We start from the raw sequence: 19452 nt of genomic DNA, 5'->3' as shown, positions 1-19452 counted from the left end.
CCTACTTTACTTCTTCAGGCTTTGTTGTCATTTTCTCGTAGAGGATGGTATCTTTTGGAAACTTATCGACAAATGGAACAATCGTATTGCCAAAGACTAGCAGTCCTTCACCTGCATTGGAATTGGTAACGTAGTTCAACTGAAATGGCGATATTTTGAGCTTCTTCGCTAAGATATCTCTATCACCACTGGCTTGATTGAGCATGAGTACAAAGTCTGTGTTGTCAAAGATATTCTCAATTTCCTTGCTCATCAGAAGGTCTTTTACATTTTGGGTGATTCCTGTTGGAATACCGCCCCATTTACGAAACCTCTTCCAAATTTCCACCGAATACTGAGCTGTTTGCTCATCTTTTAAAAGCAAATGGAACTCATCAATATAGTACCTTGTCGCTTTACTTCCTCTGTTGAGTGACACCTTGTTCCATACCTGATCTTGAATGACTAGCATGCCAATTTTCTTCAGCTGTGTTCCTAGTTCTTTAATATCGAAGCATAAGAGCTGCTTGTTCAAATCTACATTGCTTTGATGATTAAACACGTTGAGCGAACCAGTCACATAGATTTCCATCTCCGTTGACAATTTTCTTCCTACATGTTCTTCTTGGTTCTTCAGCATATCGTATAAGTCTTGTAGGATTGGCATATTCTCAGCTTTTGGTTCATTAAAATAATTCTCATAAATCTTTGGCAAACAGCGGTCAACGATTGATTTTTCTTCGGCTGTCAGTCCTGTCCCACCCACGACTAGTTCAAGCATTGAAATGATGAAGTTGGCTTTGTCCTTTAAGGGAGCATCACCATCGCCATAGTTCATGTTGATATCTAAAGGATTAAGATAGTCTTTACTCTTTGCCGAGACTTTGATAACTTCACCTTTAAATTGCTTCACAAGGTTTCCATATTCACCTTCTGGGTCACAGATAATCACATCATCATCCGTAACTAAGATGGCATTTGCCATTTCTCTTTTGGCACTAAAAGACTTACCAGAACCGGGTGTTCCTAGAATCAGTCCATTTGGATTTTTAAGAAGTTTTCTGTCGGCCATAATCAGGTTATGACTAAGAGCATTCAGTCCATAATACAAGCTGTCTTCTGAGTTAATAAAAAGCTCCTCTGTTGTAAATGGAATAAAAACCGCCGTTGAAGAACTTGTTAGCCCTCTATTAATTGCGATCTTGTTTACACCTAACGGCAGCACTGAAACCAATCCTTGTTCTTGCAGATGATCTAGCCTTTTAATCTTGCAGTTATGACGATTGGCAATGGATGAAATCTGGTCTATGGTGTTATCTATCTGCTGTATCGACCTTGCAAAGTTCATAATCACAATCGTAACGATAAACATTCTTTGATCCCGATTCTGAAGGTCATTGAGGAGCACCTTAATATCCGTTCCAAAGGTATTGATATCACTTGGAATAATATCCATGTCATATCCCCCTCGAAAAGCCTTCTGCTGTTCTTCCATTTTCATCCGATCAACATCCGAATTCTTGCGTTTCACCATCTTAATGGCTTCACTTTGCTCTACTGAATGAATATGAAATGAAATCGTAATGTTATCATCGGTGTTTAGCAGTTCCGCAAGCATTCTATCTGAAAGTTCACTGGCGAGAATCTGAAAGTGACTCATCGCCCCCATATACTTCCCAAACTTAAAATACTGAGTAGGAGAGAAGTTAAAGACATCAGGGACGATATAGCTCTTGGTGGTTTCCTTTACCTTTAAATCCTTATATGAAAATTCAAACACATCATCGGGGTTTAGCATATCGTGGAGAAGTTTGAGTCTTTCTTCTCCGTTTAAGCTTTCTGCTCTTACCCCCATACTTTTTAAATTGGATAAAATATCAATCTCTAATCGCTCAAGCTTTGACTTCGCTTGGTTTTGGTTCTCTGCTTCAACGGTAAAGGTAATATACTTGGACTTTTTCAGTCCATTATTGCCTTTGTTTAATTGGTCTTTGAGCATTCCTCTAAATTCTTTACGAACATCATCATAATCATCCCCTTTGTTTGGAATTTTAATAGCATTCTCAAGCTCTGCATTTCTTCCTAACTGATTCACATAGGAAAGCTCTAACTCTACCGATGTATCAAAGGAATTGAGGAAGTTGGCATATTGATTAAAAATCATATCCCTATGTTCCTCTAGTGCCAGTTGATAGTTGATATCTTCAAAGGAAATGCACTTATTAAAATGCCTTTCATCCACTTGGCAAATTCCAGTTCTAAACATTTTCAAGTAGGGAATGGTATCTTCTGCGGTAATCCTTTTTTCTTCTTTTTTGAAAAACAAACCAAGCAGAGGAAGTGATACAGGTAACTTATTGTCTTTTCTCAACTCTCTTTTTTCTTGTTGAAGCTGCTTCCTTTGTTGTTCCAGTCGTTGTTCATGCTGTTTTTGTTTCTTCAAGATTAGCCTCCTTTCTTCGCTCATGAGTCTGGTAAACCTTATGCTGATAGATGAACTTTGCGTATTTCTCAAAGGGCAATCCATCTTTCTCATAAAAAGTTATGAAAAAGAACGGAAGCGTGACACAAATCATTAAGATGACTGCCACATCACTTGGAAATAAGTCCTTACAGAAAAAATAGGTTGGGAATCCAACCACTCCTGCTACACAAAAGCCTATGATTTGCCTTTTTGTTAGATTGAAGGCAACCTTCGTCTTTACCTTCTTGAGGTCTTTTGGTATTTGTACATATGCCATAATTCACCTCTTAATCTTGTTTCTTTGCAAGACATTCAATATGCTCTAGGCTCGAAATAATCTCTTCATAATTCGCATTAATCCGTTCATCAAAATCAGCATCGACTGCTAATTGCAATTCACAGAACTCGCTAATATAGTCATCTGCATTACGAATTCTCTCATCGATCTTTCTTATTTTTCTTCTCATGCAAATGGTAGAAATAATCCCACCAATTACGCCTACAGTGCCTATGACAGCACCGATCTTTATCATTTTTTCTTTATCTTTTATTCTTTTCATTTGTGACCTCCTAAAGTTTTAATGTGCATTTAATATGCTTTTTGCAAGTGTTCCAGTTTTTAACATCGTTAGTCCTAATAAGAGTGCATAGGCTAACACCATGAAGATGCTTGTATGGATATCGGTAATTGAAATCGTCTTTACAAGCACAGCGTAAACGCCTAAGCATATGATTAAAAACAAACCTTGAAGTCCTAGGGCAAATAGTCCCTTGATGTAATTGTTGCCAATTTGTCCCCACTCCTTATTTCCCATCGTGGCAAAAGGAATGGCAGACACTGAGCTGTAGATATAAATCTCAAACATACGGCCATATACCACGACTGTGATAATTAGGGAGATTGCTTGGATTGAAATTTTCACCAGAGAAGTTTCAAGAAGAATCATAATGAGTTCTCCTATCCCTTTATCAGCAAGCAGTGCAACCATCTCTGCGACTTGATCCACTGAAACTACCGCACTGGTGTTGATTACTCCTGCTGCTTGATTTACTAAACTCTGGGCAACATCAAAGACTGCCATACTGAAATCAAAAGCATGGGTGACAAGATAGACTGCCACCCACATTTTGATAATGTACTTGAATAACTCAAAGGTATCAGAGTCATGCATGTTGTTTTTCTGCATCACCAGATTAATGAGCTCAATACAAAGTACAGCTGTGATTATCAGTCCTGCAATCGGGATAATGACATTGTTGTTGATCGTCTTAATGAAATTAAAGACTTCTCCATTCCATCCCATAGGTGTTTGCCCTACATCGCTTGCGACTGACGCCACTTGATTGTTGATGTCTAAGAACATCGATTCAAGGTTTGCTTGGATACCTCCGATGAGTAGTTCCTTAAAGAACTCTGTAATTTTATCGAAAATTCCAAACATAAGTTACGCTCCTTAATTCAATACATCTGCAAGTAGTGGAATAAGTTTCATTGCAATCAGTGTGATACCTCCACCAGCCATTAGCTGTTTAATACCTTGTGACTTTGCACCAGGGTTATCATTCCCGTAACCTTCCATTAGGTTGATAACGCCCCATGCTCCTAGACCTGCTCCTAGTGCCATGACTAAGGTTTTTAATACGTTAACGCCTTCTACAAAAAATCCCATTATTCTTCCTCCTTGTTTTCTGTGATTTTGTTATATGATTTGACGATGAAATTTTTATAGGTCTTATCACCCTTGACCCTCTCTTTGAAGTAACCAAAGACATGAACGAAATCGCCTGGTCTAAGCTCTCTTGCAAGCTCTACCTTCTCGCCATAGGCTGAGCAATTGGTATATTCTTTGTCCTTGCCATAGCTTTTTACCAAAGTGAAGTTCACCACTTCAATGGTTTCTCCATTTTTCTCAAAACTACTAAAGACTGGTTCTTTAACTAGGTTTGCATTGATGTTAATCATCTCTAAATTCATTTCCATTTATCTTTTTCTCCTGTTTTCTTTGAAATTAAAAAAGCGACTGGAAGATTTCTTTCTCTTTCAATCGCTTAACTGATACATTCTGCTATTAAATTTTTAGTGGGACTTCTTATCCTTTTCATTTAAGCTCCTTTCTCCTGAATCAGCTTATGGTGTTTAACTTTGTATTGGCTGTGATCCTTGCCTTACCGACTCGCTTCATATACTTCTCTACATCAAATAAATTTTTCTTATCGTAATCTTCTAGAAGCTTATAATTCTTGTGCTTGGTGATATCAAATTTATCTGACAAGAACGGGCGGACCCCTCTTAACTGAAAGATGCATTTCCCACCATCCATCACTGTTATTTCATCTTGGCTCATCAGCTCTTTACCAACTTTTTGATAGTTGAGACCAAAGGACTTTTGATTGCTTCTGGTTTCCGATGTGTTATAAAGGTCAATAGTTTCTTTCCCCAGTGTTTCAGAGAGTTCCTTGAGTGTCGTTTTCTCTTTTCCACCAAGGAACAAAGTGCTATCACAGTTACCAATAATGGTATCTGCATGATCTTTGTAGATAGCTTTGAGCTGAGATTGTGATTGCAAGATTATACTTGCTGAAATTTCTCTTGAACGAATCGTTGCAATGAGCTTTTCAAACTTCGGAATTAATCCAATATTTGCAAACTCATCCAGTAAGAAACGAACATGCACAGGAAGTCTGCCTCCATACACATCATCTGCCTTATCACACAGAAGATTAAAGAGTTGAGAATACATGATAGAAACTACGAAATTAAAGGTGTCATCCGTATCTGAAATAATGACAAAGAGTGCCGTCTTTTTATCACCTATTGTATCTAGTGCCATTTCATCTTCACTCATCAGCTCCCTTAACTCTTCAATATCAAAAGGAGCGAGCCTTGCACCACATGAGATGAGAATACTCTTTGCTGTTTTTCCAGCAGCCAGCTTGTATTTCTTATATTGCTTCACGGCAAAATGGGTAGGGTGTTTCTTCTCTAAGGCTTCAAATAAGCGATCGATTGGGTTCATATAGCTTTCATCATCTTCACGAACCTCAGAAGCATCAATCATGTCTAGAAGTGTTTTAAAGTTCTTTTCTTCCCTTGGAGCTTCATAATAGATGTAGCCAATAAGGGCTGTGTAATATAGTTTTTCAGCCTTGACCCAAAAATCTTCACCCGCTTTGTCTCCCTCACCTTTGGTATTGGCGATAATTGTTTGAACCAGTTTCAAAATGTCTTTCTCGCTTTTCAGATAGGCAAAGGGATTGTATTTCATACTTTTTTTAAAATTGATGGTGTTTAGAATTTTTATCTCGTAACCATGATCTTCAAGCATCTTTCCACACTCTAAGACAATCGTGCCTTTCGGGTCAGTCACTACATAGGAAGAGTGCATTTGCATGAGATTTGGTTTTACGAAGAATCTCGTTTTTCCTGATCCTGAACCACCGATTACCAGTACATTCTTATTTCTGGCATATTTGGGATTGTTTGGTCTACCATTCATGGTTAGCCTTTCAGTATTTGTAAATAGTACATTGTTGTCGTATTTCTCATCGATATAGGGCTTAATGTCTTTGGGCGTTCCCCATCTAGCAGAGCCATATTCTTTTCCTTCTCGAAACTTCTTGGCTTTCTTACCTTTGGTGTAGACGATGAATTTCATAAGTCCTGCAACGGCTATGCCTACTAATAAATCATTCATATTAAGACTAGGAATAAGTGTCATTGTCCCCAGTTCTAAGATGGCAGTCATAATTCGGTCAATAATATCGCCACCTAGGTAGGCTCTTACATGAGCTGAAAAAATATTACCAACATAGAAAAAGGCAAGATATGGAATATTTACTTTCAGTAGTTTTTTCCAATCCTGCCCTATAAACACAGACTTTATATCTTGAAGTATTTTACTAGTCACAAGTGACATCACCTCCAATCAGAATCAGAAAATGCTCACGACCTTTTGGTGTTACCATGGTTTGAATCCCAACTAAATCATTATAGAAGTTGTACCATTCCTTAATTTCAAAGTAGCCATTGTTTTTCTGTGCATAGGGGAGAAGACGCTCATATTTATCTCGGTAGAGATATTTGTTTTCCAGTAAAAATGCAATGAATTTGTTTTGCGGTACTTTTAACTCCTTTGCCGTATTTCTGAAGTTTGTTAAAAGATTTTGATTCACCAGCTGATCATAATAATCTGCTTTTGGTTTTAACTGCTCAATCGCTTTTTCTTTTTCCAGAATTACACGCTGAGCAACCAGTACTGCACTGGCAAGAATTTCTTCATTTGATTTTTCTTCTTGATTTTTAATATAGCCACCATGTTTTCGAATGCTTGGTAAAACTTCTTTTGTAACCCAGTGTTTGAAGGCTTTTGCACTCGGAAGTTTTGATAATAAAATCAAACTGTAAAGCCCTGATTCATTGATAATGGTAACCCCTCGATTTGGTATATTTTCAAAACTACCGTTTTGGTAGTTTTGAAATATGCAGCGATCTTCTTCATCAACATGCCGATTCACATCCCTGCTAGTATTCTTATATCCCAGTAGCTCTGCTACTTCTTTTCCGATAAAGAAAAACTCACCATCGATTTCTATGACAGTGAGATTCCCAAAATGTTGATTCTGAAATTGTTGTATTTGATTTTCTCTCATAGACTTTGCTCCTTTTGCTTATTTTTCACCTTATCCTTTGTGGTAGTATTTCTCATCGCTTGTTTGTATTTATCGATGGATTGAATCACCGAATCTTTCTTCGCTTCCTTTTTATCAACAGTAGCTAAGGTATTACGAAATGCCTTCTCCATAACCGCCGTATCTTTAGCTTGAAAGAATACCGAGTGATTTCCCGTTTCCTTATCTTTCATCACTGAAAACTTCACTCCATTTTTATTGAGTTCTTTTTTCAGTTCCTTTAGGTCACTATCTTTAACCTCTAACTCCTCAAGTTGCCCCTTTTTCACCATCTCTTTCACGGTGACTTCCTTTGAGGAATTTTTTAGGTAGCTATCAAGGCTCTGCTTCTGTTGGTCTATCTTATAAAGTAGATCCTTTACAAGTTTTTCTATTCCTTTTGCTGATAATTTTGCTGCTTGCAGCTCCATGTGCAAGGTTTTGTTGCTCGTTTCTTCATTAATCATGTTCATCACCTCCTATAAGAGTAGCTCTCTTGATTCCTGTATTTTCTTTTTATGAATTTGTTCTCTGATATCTGCTCCACTGACTAAAACTGGTATGCACATTTCCAAAACTCTTGAATAAATTCTTTTCAGTTCAATACTTTCAGTATGGTTCTTGATATCTTCAATACTTAAATTAGTGGTAATAATGGTTGGCAATCCTTGTAAACTTCGACCATTAATGATGTTATAAACTTGCTCTAAGGCGTATGGTGTATTTCTCTCAATTCCTAAGTCATCCAAGATAAGCAGTGGGGTTTTTACCAATGAATCAATATATCGATTCTTGTCTAGGTCGAATCCGCCTGACTGCAAATCATTGATAATTTGGGAGAAGTTTCTCAACTTGCAAGTAATTTCATATTCTTCCATCACTGCATTTGCTATCGCTGCGGCCAGATAGCTTTTACCGCTACCAACTTCACCGAAAAAGAGAAGACCAACATTCTTTTTGCGAACCTCATCAAATTTCTTGATGTAGTTAGAAACAACTCCCATTGTTTTTTCATTACTGATAAGACATTTATCTATCGTGTAGTTTCTCTGCTTCGGGTTAGTAAAACAGGTGTCCTTTAATTGATTTACTCGCATTACTCGCTCCTGTTCCTTCCATCTTTTTTCTTCTTCTTTTTCACACTGGCACTGAATTCTAAAGCACATCCAAGTGCCCATCATATTGATTACTTCGCCATTAATCTGTTCATGGCATGTGTTGCAATAGACGTTGCCATTTTTCTCATAGGCTGTTTCTGGAGAGTAGCTAAAACTTGCTTCTCCCATTCTAATTTTCTTCATTTCACTCATCACAAGTGTTCTCCTTTGTCATAATCATCGTAGCTAAGTACGGTTGATTTCTTTTTATATTTCTTTTCATCCTGTAAGTGCCAGGATAAAAGCGTTGCTTTATGATTCTTATAGGTCTTTCCAGTTGAAGTCATGTAGGCTGATAACCGATCTATCAAACCATCTAGATCTTCAACAATCGTTCTTGAGAGTTCTTCATAGTCTTCTTGAGTTAAGATGACATTTTCAAATAAACCAAAAAGGGAGGTGTCACTCCTCATATCATTCTTTCTTAAATCAAGTTCACTAATATCTATATAGTTAGATTTTGATTTACCGCAGTCTGGACTTCTGTTTTTCAAAGTTCCAGAGTTTTGATTTTCACTAGTCTGGACTTCTGTTTTTCCGTAGTCTTGATTCTTAAAAATACTCATGAAGTTTTTCACGTAAATAATTGTTGGCTTTCCAAGGCCTTGCCTTTTCCTCTCAATCAGTCCTATCCCTTTATCCACGTCAAGTTCAGCTATAATCTTCGTTGCTTTTTGTGATTTGCATCTAAGTTTTTTCATGACCTCTTCCAATGTGAAATAGATATATACTCTTGAGTGCTCATCAATCCAACCGTTCCTAAATGACAAACTTATTCGGTTAAGCATCATGGAATACAAGACGATGGCTTCCAAAGACAAACCAGAAAAATATTCATGTTCTAACAAGATGGTTGGCAACTGAATATATCGAAACTGATCACCATCATTGTTGTGGTAATATTCAAATTCCACGCCTTTCCTCCTTTCTTTTGGGCATAAAAAAAACGACTAGATTTTTATCTCTAATCGCTTGTCCATCTCATATTTAATTTTTAATTACTGAAAACTCTTATTTCAATAAAGAATGAATCACTTTAACAATAGTCAATCCGTAATCTATAAAAAAGCTTTTTTGCTCTTCCGTATAGATTTTTCTTTCTGCTATTGCATCGTCAGTAGCATGCCTAAAGCAATGCATTTTTTTCCTATAGCTAGTTACTAAATCATTTGACATGTAGCCAAAACAAATCTCAGAATAATCGAGTGTAAGAAACTTGCCATTTTTCTTTAATAAGCTTTCTATTAAGTTTGCTATTTCCGCAAGTTTTTCATCGGTGCTCATATTACTGAAAGTAGCTTGCCGATTTGATATCTCAACAAACTTTTGATTAATTGAATCATCTATGTCCACATGGGTTGACTTCTGTTTAAATATCAAACTTGCGACAAATTTCCTTCTAACAGCATACCTAACAGTTCCATTATCATCATCACCCTGAGCAATAATTTTATTTCTAATTTCTCCATAGGTAAAACTGCTAGGATCCATAGGTGGTCGTGCAAGTAATCTAGGAAATTCCTGTATCTCATATCCAACTTTATATAAATAATACGATATAAGATAAAACCAACATGTGTTTTCATTACTAGAAACATCTGCTTCAGGTTGGCATAATTCCCTGAATTTTGTTATAGCTTCCTCTGCATCATACACCTCAAATTCATAGTTCTCTACCTCCTTATATCCATCAAATATGTTGTATATCTTATTAACATTCTCAATTGAGTCATAAAAACGATGATGATATTCATCCTCTTGTATATTGTGGAAATAGAAATCCTTTAAATCCATATTAACACTCCAATCTTTTTGTTAATACAAGTATTACACCTTCGAGAAAAAAACACATTAAATTCAAATTTACTTTAAGTATTTAGATTATAAAGGGGTCGCTGATGTGCTGCGTACAGCCCTCATTTCTTGCATAAAAGCTCTAAGCAGCACACCAATTTATCGTTTTGTGACTTTGTGGAAGCTTCAAAACCCTATTAAATACAGCGTTTTTACCCCTTGTCACTATTATGACATCCTCCCCACAGCAAGGATCCATAACTTTATCTTCTGGCTTTAAATCAAGTAAATCACAGAATAATTCTGTAATATGTTTTGGTGTAAGGATGATTCCTAAAGTTTGACCATCCCCACCACTATAGCTCATAAATTCACCATAAAAACGACCGATATAATCTTCAGAAGAGCTATTATATTTCAGACTGGTAAAAATATTCTTATAGAGTATTTCAGTAAAATGTTTTAAGGGGGTTTTTCTTAATGTCGGTTCTATTTCATTGATTTTATTGCTATTTTTTATGATATTAAACTCACTTAAAAGTTTATCTCTTTTAACCTCAGGACTAACATTGGCACGTCTTAAATTATCTTGAATCGCCTTATAGATTTTCTCCCCATCCGTTCGGATTCGATCACCATTTAAGTCATCAATGTCAAAATTCTTATGTTCTATCTCAGAAAGAGCAAGCAGAATCCCAGAGATAATAAGTGGTTTATTTTTATCTTCTAAGTTGCCATAATTTCTCAAATCCTCATGAAGTGATTTGGCAATTTTAAGAACCTCTTCCGTCTTCAAGACATCATCAGTTTTAGACTGTAATATTTCTCTCTCATAATATTCTATGATGTTATCTTCTCTGAAAGAAACGAAAGTTTCTAGTTCCTTTAACTCTCTATAATTACCCCTTTCATCTATAAAGATTGGACTAATGCTATGAATTTTTTCATTACCACTAATTCCAAGTGCGATGATTTTTTTATAAGAAGTATTCTTACTTAAATGAAGTCCATAAAACAATGCTCCATTCACAGCATAATCTGTTATCGACTTCACGTCAGTTTTTATCAGTTCATTTTCATCACGATTTATATGTTTATTGATGTCAGCTTTATTTTCAATGACAATTAAAAAATCCTTTACAACTCCAACATACTCTGGAAAACCTACTTGCCCTGTTCCTCTTTTTGAAGCTGTAGAGAGTGCTTTATTCACTTCTAATATTGTGCTACCCTGTGCCGAAAAACATTTATCTATATTCACATCTTTGAGCATATCATAAACCCAAAGATCAGTATTTGCTTCTCGCTTAGCCATCTATTTTCTCCTCTCTAAACTCAATCACTTGATTTGGCGTAACATCTAACTCTCGACAAATCACTTCCAGATTTTTCATCGATATATATTCATTCTTTCCCATATTGGCTAGTAAATTGGATGAGATTTTGCATTTCTTTTGAAAATCAATTTTTCTCATATCTCGTTTCGCCAATTCTATCCATAAAGGTCTGTAACTCACTCCCATAATCATCCTCCCATCTGTCTTATTATATCATCCATATTTTGTATTCGCTATATAATCTTTTAATAACAAAATGCACTTCCAAAGATTTCTCTTCAAAAGTGCAATCAGTGCAAAATCTGTATTAACTAAATAATCTAAAGTTCCTGCCTTCCTCATAAGTAAACTTAAGAGATTCTCTCAGCTTACGTTAAAATAACAGACAATTTCAAAACTACCATTTCGGTACTTTTGAAAATTTCTTATTCCAAATGGTTAACCATTAAATCATCTGAAAGTGATAAAGTGCATCCATGATGGCATCTTCTTTCTCTGGTGGACAGTTTGGTATAGGATGATTCTCTTTTTTGGAGATATTGTAGTTCTTACCGACTTCCAGTCCACACTTCCTTTTAATCTGTGAAACATAGAGTGATGATACCTTGAAATCAAATTTGTCTTTCACATAGCTTTTGATTTCTTCATAAGTCGCTTTGCTCTCACTAGCAGTTAAATCAAGCTCATCCATTTCTAGTTTGACTTTAATATGCTGGTCGACATCGAGTTTGGACAAAAGACATACCGTCTCAACATGCACAGTCTGAGGAAACAAATCAACTGGCTGAACATACTCCACGGTATACCCGCTTTCACCAAACAACTTCAAATCTCTAGCCAATGTCGCTGGATTGCAGCTGACGTAGACAATTCGTTCTGGTCCCATGGCAGTAGCGGCTTCAATAAAGCTGGCTTCTAGGCCTTTTCTTGGTGGGTCGACAACTAGAACATCGGCTTCCAAACCTTCTTCCTTCCAAGCTGGCAATACTTCTTCGGCGGCTCCTAGCTGGAATTCTACGTTGTTGATATTGTTTTCTTGAGCATTTTCTTTGGCCATTTCGATGGCGTCAGGGACGATCTCCATGCCATATACTTGTTTAGCTTTTTGGGCTAGGGCTAGGCTTAGGGTTCCGATTCCGCAGTAAGCGTCGATGACGGTTTCTTCTCTAGTTAGGCCGGCTGCTTTGATGGCTTCTTGGTAGAGGACTTCTGTTTGCAGTGGGTTCACTTGATAGAAGGATTTAGACGAAATGTTGAAGGTCAAGCCTAACAACTGGTCTTGGAAACGATCTTGTCCGTGTAATAGGATGGTTTCTTTGCCTAAAATGACATTGGAACGGCTTGGGTGTACGTTTTGAACGATAGATACTACTTCTGGCAGTGCTTCTAGGATATCTGGCACGATTTTTGAGATGGGGAATAGTTTGTTGGTTCTGGTCACTAGGATAACCATCATCTGTCCGGTCGCTCTTCCTCGTCTGACAATAATATGGCGCAAGTTACCGATGTGTTCTTTTTCGTTGTAAGGCTTGATGCCATACTCTCTCATAATGTTGCGGATAACTAGGATAGCTTTGTCAATCTTTGGGTCTTGGATATGGAAGTTCTCAATTGGTACCAAATCATGTGTATTCTTACGGAAGAAGCCAGTTGTTAGCTTACCATTAACAGCTCTGACTGGGATTTGGGCTTTGTTGCGGTAGCCCCATGGGTTTTGCATGCCTAGAGTTGGGCGCACTTCTACGTCTGGCATTTTGGCAATTGATGACATGACTTGTTTGACTTGTTTTTGTTTGAAGTCTAGTTGCGCTTGGTAGTTGAGGTGTTGGAGTGGCATAGTTCCAATGCGTGTTCCGACAGCATCTGTTAGAGGCACACGGTCTTCACTGGTTGTCATGCGCTCTACTACTTTAGCAAAGCCGAATGATTTTCCAACTTTTAAAACACGAACGCGAACTTCTTCTCCTGGCAAGGTATTTTCGATAAACAGCGGGTAGCCGTCTACCTTGCCGACACCTAACCCCTCATAGGTCAGGTCTTCTATAGTAACTGTTACTTCTTCATTTTTATTCATGGTTTTCTTCCTCTCTATTTCCTTGGTTGTCTTCTATCGTTTCAAATTGTTGTGTTTCGAGGAAGGCTAATTCCTGATTGAATAGTTTTCTGATATGGTCTTTACGTGTTTTATTTTTTTCGATTTGACGCACGTCTTCAAGGTTTGAACAAATCTCGATGTGTTGTTGGAGATTGACAAATACGGCTGGCGCATCTCCTCCATACTCTCCATCAACATTGATCATGAGCTGATGCCCATCCACAGCAGTAACTTTTAGAATATCCGTCTTAAAATAATGAATATGCTCGCTATTGATATGGTCGCCTGACAACATCATTTGACGGATTAAAGGGATGATATCTAATAAATTAGCGGTTTTCACTACTAGCACTGAAAACTTGCCGTCCATCATATGGCTGTCCGGCACCATTTTCTCAAATCCGCCGATGGAGTTGGTTAAGGCGACAAAAAACATGGAGGCTTCTCCTTCAAAGCTACCGCCATCGTACTCGAATTTCATCTGAATGGGCTGCATTTGAAAGGCTTTTTGGACGCCTTTGATAACATAGGCAAAATAGCCAAAGCGAGTTTTCATCTCTGAAGATACCTCGTAGGTCAAGTCAGTCATGTAGCCACCTGCTGCGATATTGACAAAATAGGTGTCGTTAAACTTACCAATATCCATGGCGATGTTGTTCTGATTGGCAATGACTTGTGCCGCCTCGATAGGGTTATTTCTAGGCAAGTTCAGGGCTCTAGCGTAATCGTTGGTCGTACCCATAGGAATAATGCCCAAAATAGGACGTTTTTTCAGACCAGCAATGCCGTTGACAACTTCATGAACCGTGCCATCACCTCCCATAGCGATAATCATATCGATACCGGCTAAGGCTGCACGCTCCGCCTCTTTTTGCGCGCTCTTTTCCTCAGGCGTAGTCTCAAAGGTCTGCACCGAAAAATCCGCCTTAGCGATAATGCTAGTAATCTCATCTATATATTGTTGAGCCTGTTCTTTCCCACTCACTGGATTGTATATTAATTCTGCTTTTCTCATAAAGTTCCCTTCTCCCAAAACATTCTTTACCACTTTGTATCTTACCACAGAAAAAGCCGTTTACCTATTTGTTACACCGACAAATGGTGCTTTTAGGTGAATTAATTTGGTGAAATATGTTTTGCTATTCTACATAACAAACATGGCTCTTTCTAAAACATAACAGAGGCTCCAGATAAGAAACAGAAATCAAAAACGGTGGCACTACCGTGAGCCAAGATTTCACTGGCTTGAGGTTGGGTAAAAAGTCTGTAATAAAATAAAAATCATTCTAAACCATAAAATAGTTTCCCAGAAACCTATCAAAAATGGGAACGGTGGCACCGCCATGAGCCTATGTCTCACTGGCTTAGCTGTCTACGTGGCTGTAATCGGCTGAAGCCGAACATCCACTGTGCGTCAGCTATGCTTTACACCGTTATTTTGGATAGGTTTCTGGGAAACTATTTTATTTGGTTACCACTTGGACTTTTTGCCCAGCTCCATACTTTGCATCGTTATTTCTGATTCTTATCTAAAGCCTCTGTTATACTATAAATTTAAGGAAAAATTCCTTTGCTAGCTACATTTCATTTAAGATAAAAACAAGATTTTTCATCATTGAACTCTATACAAGGGAAATGCTTCATGTTTCTAGACTTTTTTCTATTTTATACCTATTTCAGACCCTCTAATTTATCCAAATATGTGACAACACCCCTTAGAATTTTCCGCAATTACATAAAATAAAAGAACTTCTGAGAAATGTCAGAAATAACGATTGGTAATAATAATACCATCAGAACCATTTATAAAAGTTTGACAAAATCTAATTTCCAAAGAATTAATATTTTCAACATCCTTTTCAAGTCAACAGGCTTTCTCTGGGCCTTTAATTAACTCTAAAAATAGAAAAAGAAACGATAAAGTTGAATCGTTTCTTTTTTAAATCATGATTTTTATACAATAAATACAGCCAGCTTTTTGTTAGCTATTGGCAACTTGAATAGTGTGGTTATACTTACTGGTCAAGGCTTTACTATCCGACTCCAATTAAGATAGTAAAGTACCTTTTTATTTATTTTGTTGTAAAAATTCTTCTAACATTCGTTTTACTGGAAGACTAGCATTTTTTAGTAGGTTTTCTGCTTTATCAGTTATTGTCTTATCAGAAATAATCAATTTTTTATAAGACTCTTTATCGAATGAACGCAACGAATCTATCGCATATTCAGCTACTTCATCAACTTCATTCATTAAACCCAAAAGAAATTTAAAACCATTCATTCCTGTATCTTCATCAACACAATATGCTACCCTTATTTTCCATAAATCGCTTTTATCATTAATATTTTGATACATTTTTTCTCAATCTCTTGGGGTAAATTTATTTAATAACTCCTGGACTTGCATATATGCATAATCATACCAAAAATCTTCTGATGAATTCTCATTGACAAAATCTAGCAAATAGCTATCCAATTTTTCAAACATTGTCCACATTATTCGTTCTAAATTTATTTTATTGGGTCAAATCCTGGAGTTGGTTTACTTCCAACAGGATATCCAGAAATTATTTCATTTCATTTTTTAATTACATCTATTTCTACTCCATTAATCTTACCTCTATGAAGAGTTAATCCACCAATGCTTCGGTGTCCGATAGCATTGAAGTTACTAACATTCTGAATAGAGTTAATAACATCTACATCTGACCAACCATCAGGAAAAATCGTACTCGTTTTTATTTTCGAAATATTTTCATCTGGAAATTTGCGATTTTTTAATAAATATCAATTCTTGAAATATCAACTTCTACATAATCATTTTGTTTAATATCTTTGGGAATGTCGCCATCTGATAAATCTATTTTAAACTCTCCTATTTGTAGAACTTCATTTTTCATATCTACAAGTTCTCCCTGAATATGGAAACTATCATCTTTTTTATCTATTGCATATTTTCCATTAAAACTTTTAATAATATTTTTGATGTTAAATCCATAAAGGATATCTAAAAATACATCTCCTTCTGATAAATTACAATCACTACAGAAACATTCAACGGAGTACATACCATCTGAAAGTAAAATATCTGCTTCTCCCGAGTCTTCATCTATCCAATTTATTTTTTTTACAATAATCATTTTATATCATCTCCTAAGGTTTTAATCCTAAACTTGGTGCTTTTTTAGCAAGTTCTTTTACAGACTTTAAATGTAAAGTTGTTATATTACCTGTTGCTCTATCTAACCCTACAAATGCATATTTGGCACTTCCTTCTCCACCTATAAGTTTGATATATCCGTTCATTTCAGGAACAAATTGTCCTTCTTTAATCACATGATTCGCATCACTTAAATAATCAATTATTGAATAGTTATTTTTATTTAAAGCCTGTTTCATTTCTGAACCATGTCTTGAAAAATGAGCTTCTAATTTCTCTGCATTACCAAATTCAACTCCACTACCTGTACTATAACCAGTTCCAGTATTCCCATTCAAACTAAACCCCTTGCTAACATCTGCACTAGAAGCTGCCATATCGGCCTTATTCAAAGAGACAAAGTCATCCAGCTTGCTAGTCAGCGTATCAATTTGACTAGAGCTTGTAGGGGTAACTCCTGAAACAAACTGGGGTTCTAGGTTAACATTTAAACGGAAGTTTTGAGCCATATCACTCAGCTGACTATCTACTGCTTTTAGACCAGAACTCAAGTGTTCTGCCCCTGATACGACCGTTTTATTGGTGACGTTGGCAAGCTGTTTACCAAAATTGTCCACTTGTCCCATAACCTTGTCACCAACCTTGTTGGCCAGCTTGACCACATTGTCAACGTTCCGAACCCCTTGTTCAAAGCCTTCTTTGAGAGTAGCTTGAAGGAATTCCTTGGCAGCTAGCTTACTACCTGATTTGGCCACTTTACTGAGATACCCAACTCCTGGAACTAAATCAAATAAGGCAAATGAGCCTCGTAAAGCACGCTCCCCATCACTCAACTCTCGCCCTGTTCCCCAGTCTTTGCCTGAGATGGTCGAATACGTTTCTACGGCTGCTAGAGTAATCCCTGCCGCAACACCTGCTGGAGGGCAGAAGATGGTTAGTACGATAACACCAGCTCCTAAAGCAAGATCTCGCCACAGCTCGATAGTTTCCTGTTGATCGCTAATCGAATCATACTGAAAGGCTCGGGTGTGATGACTAGCCATCAGATAGTCAGATGCTGTTAGTTTATGTTCCTGGTAGGCATCACTCGTTTTATAAGCTTCATAGCTAGCTTCAAGAGCTGTTTTATAAGGGTTATCCACCTGGTAGAGATCCGCTAAGCTAATCTCCTTCGGTGTGACTTCTATGGTCGTGGAATGGCCATACATATCTGTGATTTGGTCTGTGCGCTTATACCCAACGGTATTACTAGTCTTGTAAGTAGAAATACTCAAGGCCTCAAGGCTGGCGCCTACCTTATCCATGGCTTCATAAAAGGGTTTATCAATCTTATCTGTTATATATTTGGAGACATTGCTGAAATAGGTTTCCAGTTTTCCTAGTTTCGCTTGCAGCGTCAATGCCTGTTCTTTCTCATCGTGATAGGAAAAGGAGACGACACCATCGCTATCTTTTTCAGCAATCAACTGTTTAGCTCTCTCGGATAAGTCAACCAAGTCTCTGATTTGTTTCCCGAAACCATAAGTCACTCCATAACCATTATAGCCGCCATAACCACCATAACCGGTAGAGGAGTACCCTCCTCCACCGGTAAGAGAGGAGAGGGCGTTTTTCATTTTACTCCAGGTGGACGTGTGTAATTCAACATTTTTGGTCATGAGCTAGCCTCCTCCGTATCATAAAAATTCATTAGATTGATAGTTGGATGCATTACCAATATTTTATCAAAACTCTGTTCTACTTTTTCTGCTTGTGCTCGTTGGTTATCCATATATACTTTACCTCCAATTACCAGACCTAAAGTAAAAATAGCTACACCTAAAAGTAACCACCATTTCTTAACTTCCAATTGGCACTCACCTACAGGGATTCTTAGTTTTTTTAATAGTAACATAACATAAATTGTTTTTCCATGTACATATTGTTATAACCTGAACATATAGCTATAAATAAGAGATTTTCCCAAAATATAGCTAGACAAAAACAATAAGATATAGCTAATCAAACGTACCTCTTATGGCTATCGAAATTTCGAGCATTTTAGAGACCAGATTTGTGTTATTCAAAGACTATTTTTTTGTTTAAAACACAAAAATCGATAGAGAGAATTCTCCACCGATTTCTGACAATACTTTTATTCAGTTTGAGTCCATCAACACTATCATACCGAACAGCCAAAAAAGTTCGTACGACAGCCAAACAAAAGTGACTTCCGATAGGTTTGCCAGAAATAACGGTGCAAAGCATGGCTGACGCACCGTGGATGTTTCGGCTTTAGCCGATTACAGCCACGTAGACAGCTAAGCCGTGAGACCAAGGCTCACGGCGGTGCCACCGTTCTGATTTCTGACAAACCTATCGTAAGTCTCTTTTGTGATTTAGTAAAACATACCTCTAGTCACTTTCAACCTTCTGTTTATCCACAAAAGGATTGTCCATCATGTCTTTTGGTCGTCTAGCCTCTAGGAAGAAGACATCTTCGACCACCACTTCCATAACAAAGACTTGTTGGTTTTGCTTATTGGTGTAGCTTCTGGTGTTGAGGTGCCCAGAAACACCTATCTTATGTCCTTTTTCAACATAATCTTTGATACGTTGGGCTACCTTTCCCCATGCCACAAATGGAATGAACTCCGCATTGATACCTTCATCATTGCTTTTATGAATGTTTTGCACTGCTAAAGTATTATTCAGCACCACCGTGTCCCCGACCGATTGTAGCTCCACTGGTCTCACAACTCGTCCGATTAACCCTACTAAATTCATTTTTTCCTCCTATCGAATGCTCGCAGCAGTTT

The 19452-nt window shown here is 37.2% G+C and carries 22 protein-coding genes; all 22 read right to left on the bottom strand.

The window, feature by feature from the left end:
- Nucleotide 1: 1 nt before the first annotated feature.
- The gene (locus NPA36_RS06650) at nucleotides 2–2422 is read right to left on the bottom strand and encodes a VirB4-like conjugal transfer ATPase, CD1110 family (RefSeq protein WP_407932796.1); all 2421 of its coding nucleotides are present in this window, start codon (nucleotides 2420–2422) and stop codon (nucleotides 2–4) included.
- Nucleotides 2400–2720 (bottom strand): PrgI family protein, encoded by a 321-nt coding sequence (locus NPA36_RS06645; RefSeq protein ID WP_407932795.1) that lies wholly within the window; start codon nucleotides 2718–2720, stop codon nucleotides 2400–2402. The genes NPA36_RS06650 and NPA36_RS06645 overlap by 23 nt, the downstream gene beginning before the upstream one ends.
- Nucleotides 2721–2730: 10 nt before the next feature.
- The gene (locus NPA36_RS06640; RefSeq protein ID WP_256945335.1) at nucleotides 2731–3003 is read right to left on the bottom strand and encodes a hypothetical protein; all 273 of its coding nucleotides are present in this window, start codon (nucleotides 3001–3003) and stop codon (nucleotides 2731–2733) included.
- An 18-nt stretch (nucleotides 3004–3021) separates the two neighbouring features.
- Nucleotides 3022–3885 (bottom strand): VirB6/TrbL-like conjugal transfer protein, CD1112 family, encoded by an 864-nt coding sequence (locus NPA36_RS06635; protein ID WP_256945334.1) that lies wholly within the window; start codon nucleotides 3883–3885, stop codon nucleotides 3022–3024.
- Nucleotides 3886–3897: 12 nt separating this feature from the next.
- Entirely contained in the window at nucleotides 3898–4113 is a 216-nt protein-coding gene (locus NPA36_RS06630; protein ID WP_025434813.1) for a Maff2 family mobile element protein, read from the bottom strand.
- Entirely contained in the window at nucleotides 4113–4418 is a 306-nt protein-coding gene (locus NPA36_RS06625; RefSeq protein ID WP_025434812.1) for a single-stranded DNA-binding protein, read from the bottom strand. Before NPA36_RS06625 ends, NPA36_RS06630 begins: the two co-directional genes overlap by 1 nt.
- 148 nt (nucleotides 4419–4566) lie before the next feature.
- Entirely contained in the window at nucleotides 4567–6351 is a 1785-nt protein-coding gene (locus tag NPA36_RS06620) for a VirD4-like conjugal transfer protein, CD1115 family (protein ID WP_256945333.1), read from the bottom strand.
- Complete coding sequence (locus NPA36_RS06615; RefSeq protein ID WP_256945332.1) at nucleotides 6344–7093, bottom strand: BRO family protein; 750 nt, start codon at nucleotides 7091–7093, stop codon at nucleotides 6344–6346. Before NPA36_RS06615 ends, NPA36_RS06620 begins: the two co-directional genes overlap by 8 nt.
- Complete coding sequence (locus NPA36_RS06610) at nucleotides 7090–7578, bottom strand: PcfB family protein (protein WP_256945331.1); 489 nt, start codon at nucleotides 7576–7578, stop codon at nucleotides 7090–7092. The genes NPA36_RS06615 and NPA36_RS06610 overlap by 4 nt, the downstream gene beginning before the upstream one ends.
- 12 nt (nucleotides 7579–7590) lie before the next feature.
- Nucleotides 7591–8421, bottom strand: coding sequence for an ATP-binding protein (locus NPA36_RS06605; RefSeq protein WP_256945330.1), 831 nt, complete (start codon nucleotides 8419–8421; stop codon nucleotides 7591–7593).
- A complete protein-coding gene (locus NPA36_RS06600; protein ID WP_256945329.1) occupies nucleotides 8421–9182 on the bottom strand; it encodes a replication initiator protein A in 762 nt (253 codons plus the stop codon). The genes NPA36_RS06605 and NPA36_RS06600 overlap by 1 nt, the downstream gene beginning before the upstream one ends.
- A gap of 97 nt (nucleotides 9183–9279) precedes the next feature.
- Complete coding sequence (locus NPA36_RS06595) at nucleotides 9280–10062, bottom strand: hypothetical protein (RefSeq protein ID WP_256945328.1); 783 nt, start codon at nucleotides 10060–10062, stop codon at nucleotides 9280–9282.
- A 142-nt stretch (nucleotides 10063–10204) separates the two neighbouring features.
- Nucleotides 10205–11377 (bottom strand): SAM-dependent methyltransferase, encoded by a 1173-nt coding sequence (locus NPA36_RS06590; RefSeq protein ID WP_256945327.1) that lies wholly within the window; start codon nucleotides 11375–11377, stop codon nucleotides 10205–10207.
- Nucleotides 11370–11585, bottom strand: a complete 216-nt coding sequence (locus NPA36_RS06585; protein WP_256945326.1) for a helix-turn-helix domain-containing protein — start codon at nucleotides 11583–11585, stop codon at nucleotides 11370–11372. Before NPA36_RS06585 ends, NPA36_RS06590 begins: the two co-directional genes overlap by 8 nt.
- A 259-nt stretch (nucleotides 11586–11844) precedes the next feature.
- Nucleotides 11845–13473 carry a 23S rRNA (uracil(1939)-C(5))-methyltransferase RlmD gene (gene rlmD, locus NPA36_RS06580; RefSeq protein WP_256945325.1) on the bottom strand — a complete coding sequence of 543 codons (1629 nt, stop codon included), beginning with the start codon at nucleotides 13471–13473 and terminating at the stop codon, nucleotides 11845–11847.
- Complete coding sequence (locus NPA36_RS06575; RefSeq protein WP_256945324.1) at nucleotides 13466–14509, bottom strand: diacylglycerol kinase; 1044 nt, start codon at nucleotides 14507–14509, stop codon at nucleotides 13466–13468. Before NPA36_RS06575 ends, rlmD begins: the two co-directional genes overlap by 8 nt.
- Before the next feature lie 1053 nt (nucleotides 14510–15562).
- Nucleotides 15563–15850 carry a hypothetical protein gene (locus tag NPA36_RS06570; RefSeq protein WP_256945323.1) on the bottom strand — a complete coding sequence of 96 codons (288 nt, stop codon included), beginning with the start codon at nucleotides 15848–15850 and terminating at the stop codon, nucleotides 15563–15565.
- A gap of 221 nt (nucleotides 15851–16071) precedes the next feature.
- The gene (locus NPA36_RS10290) at nucleotides 16072–16236 is read right to left on the bottom strand and encodes an EndoU domain-containing protein (RefSeq protein WP_407932797.1); all 165 of its coding nucleotides are present in this window, start codon (nucleotides 16234–16236) and stop codon (nucleotides 16072–16074) included.
- A gap of 35 nt (nucleotides 16237–16271) precedes the next feature.
- Nucleotides 16272–16634: a hypothetical protein gene (locus NPA36_RS06565; RefSeq protein WP_256945322.1), complete on the bottom strand. Its 363-nt coding sequence runs from the start codon at nucleotides 16632–16634 to the stop codon at nucleotides 16272–16274.
- Between the two features lie 13 nt (nucleotides 16635–16647).
- On the bottom strand, nucleotides 16648–18312 hold the full coding sequence (locus NPA36_RS06560; RefSeq protein WP_256945321.1) for a pre-toxin TG domain-containing protein: 1665 nt from the start codon (nucleotides 18310–18312) through the stop codon (nucleotides 16648–16650).
- Complete coding sequence (locus NPA36_RS06555) at nucleotides 18309–18503, bottom strand: tandem-type lipoprotein (RefSeq protein WP_256945320.1); 195 nt, start codon at nucleotides 18501–18503, stop codon at nucleotides 18309–18311. The genes NPA36_RS06560 and NPA36_RS06555 overlap by 4 nt, the downstream gene beginning before the upstream one ends.
- A 545-nt stretch (nucleotides 18504–19048) precedes the next feature.
- Entirely contained in the window at nucleotides 19049–19420 is a 372-nt protein-coding gene (locus NPA36_RS06550; RefSeq protein WP_256945319.1) for a single-stranded DNA-binding protein, read from the bottom strand.
- Nucleotides 19421–19452: the final 32 nt, after the last annotated feature.

The organism is Granulicatella seriolae (genome assembly GCF_024543085.1).
GTDB classification, from domain to species: Bacteria; Bacillota; Bacilli; order Lactobacillales; family Aerococcaceae; genus Granulicatella; species Granulicatella seriolae.
This window is presented reverse-complemented; position numbering and strand designations above follow the sequence as displayed.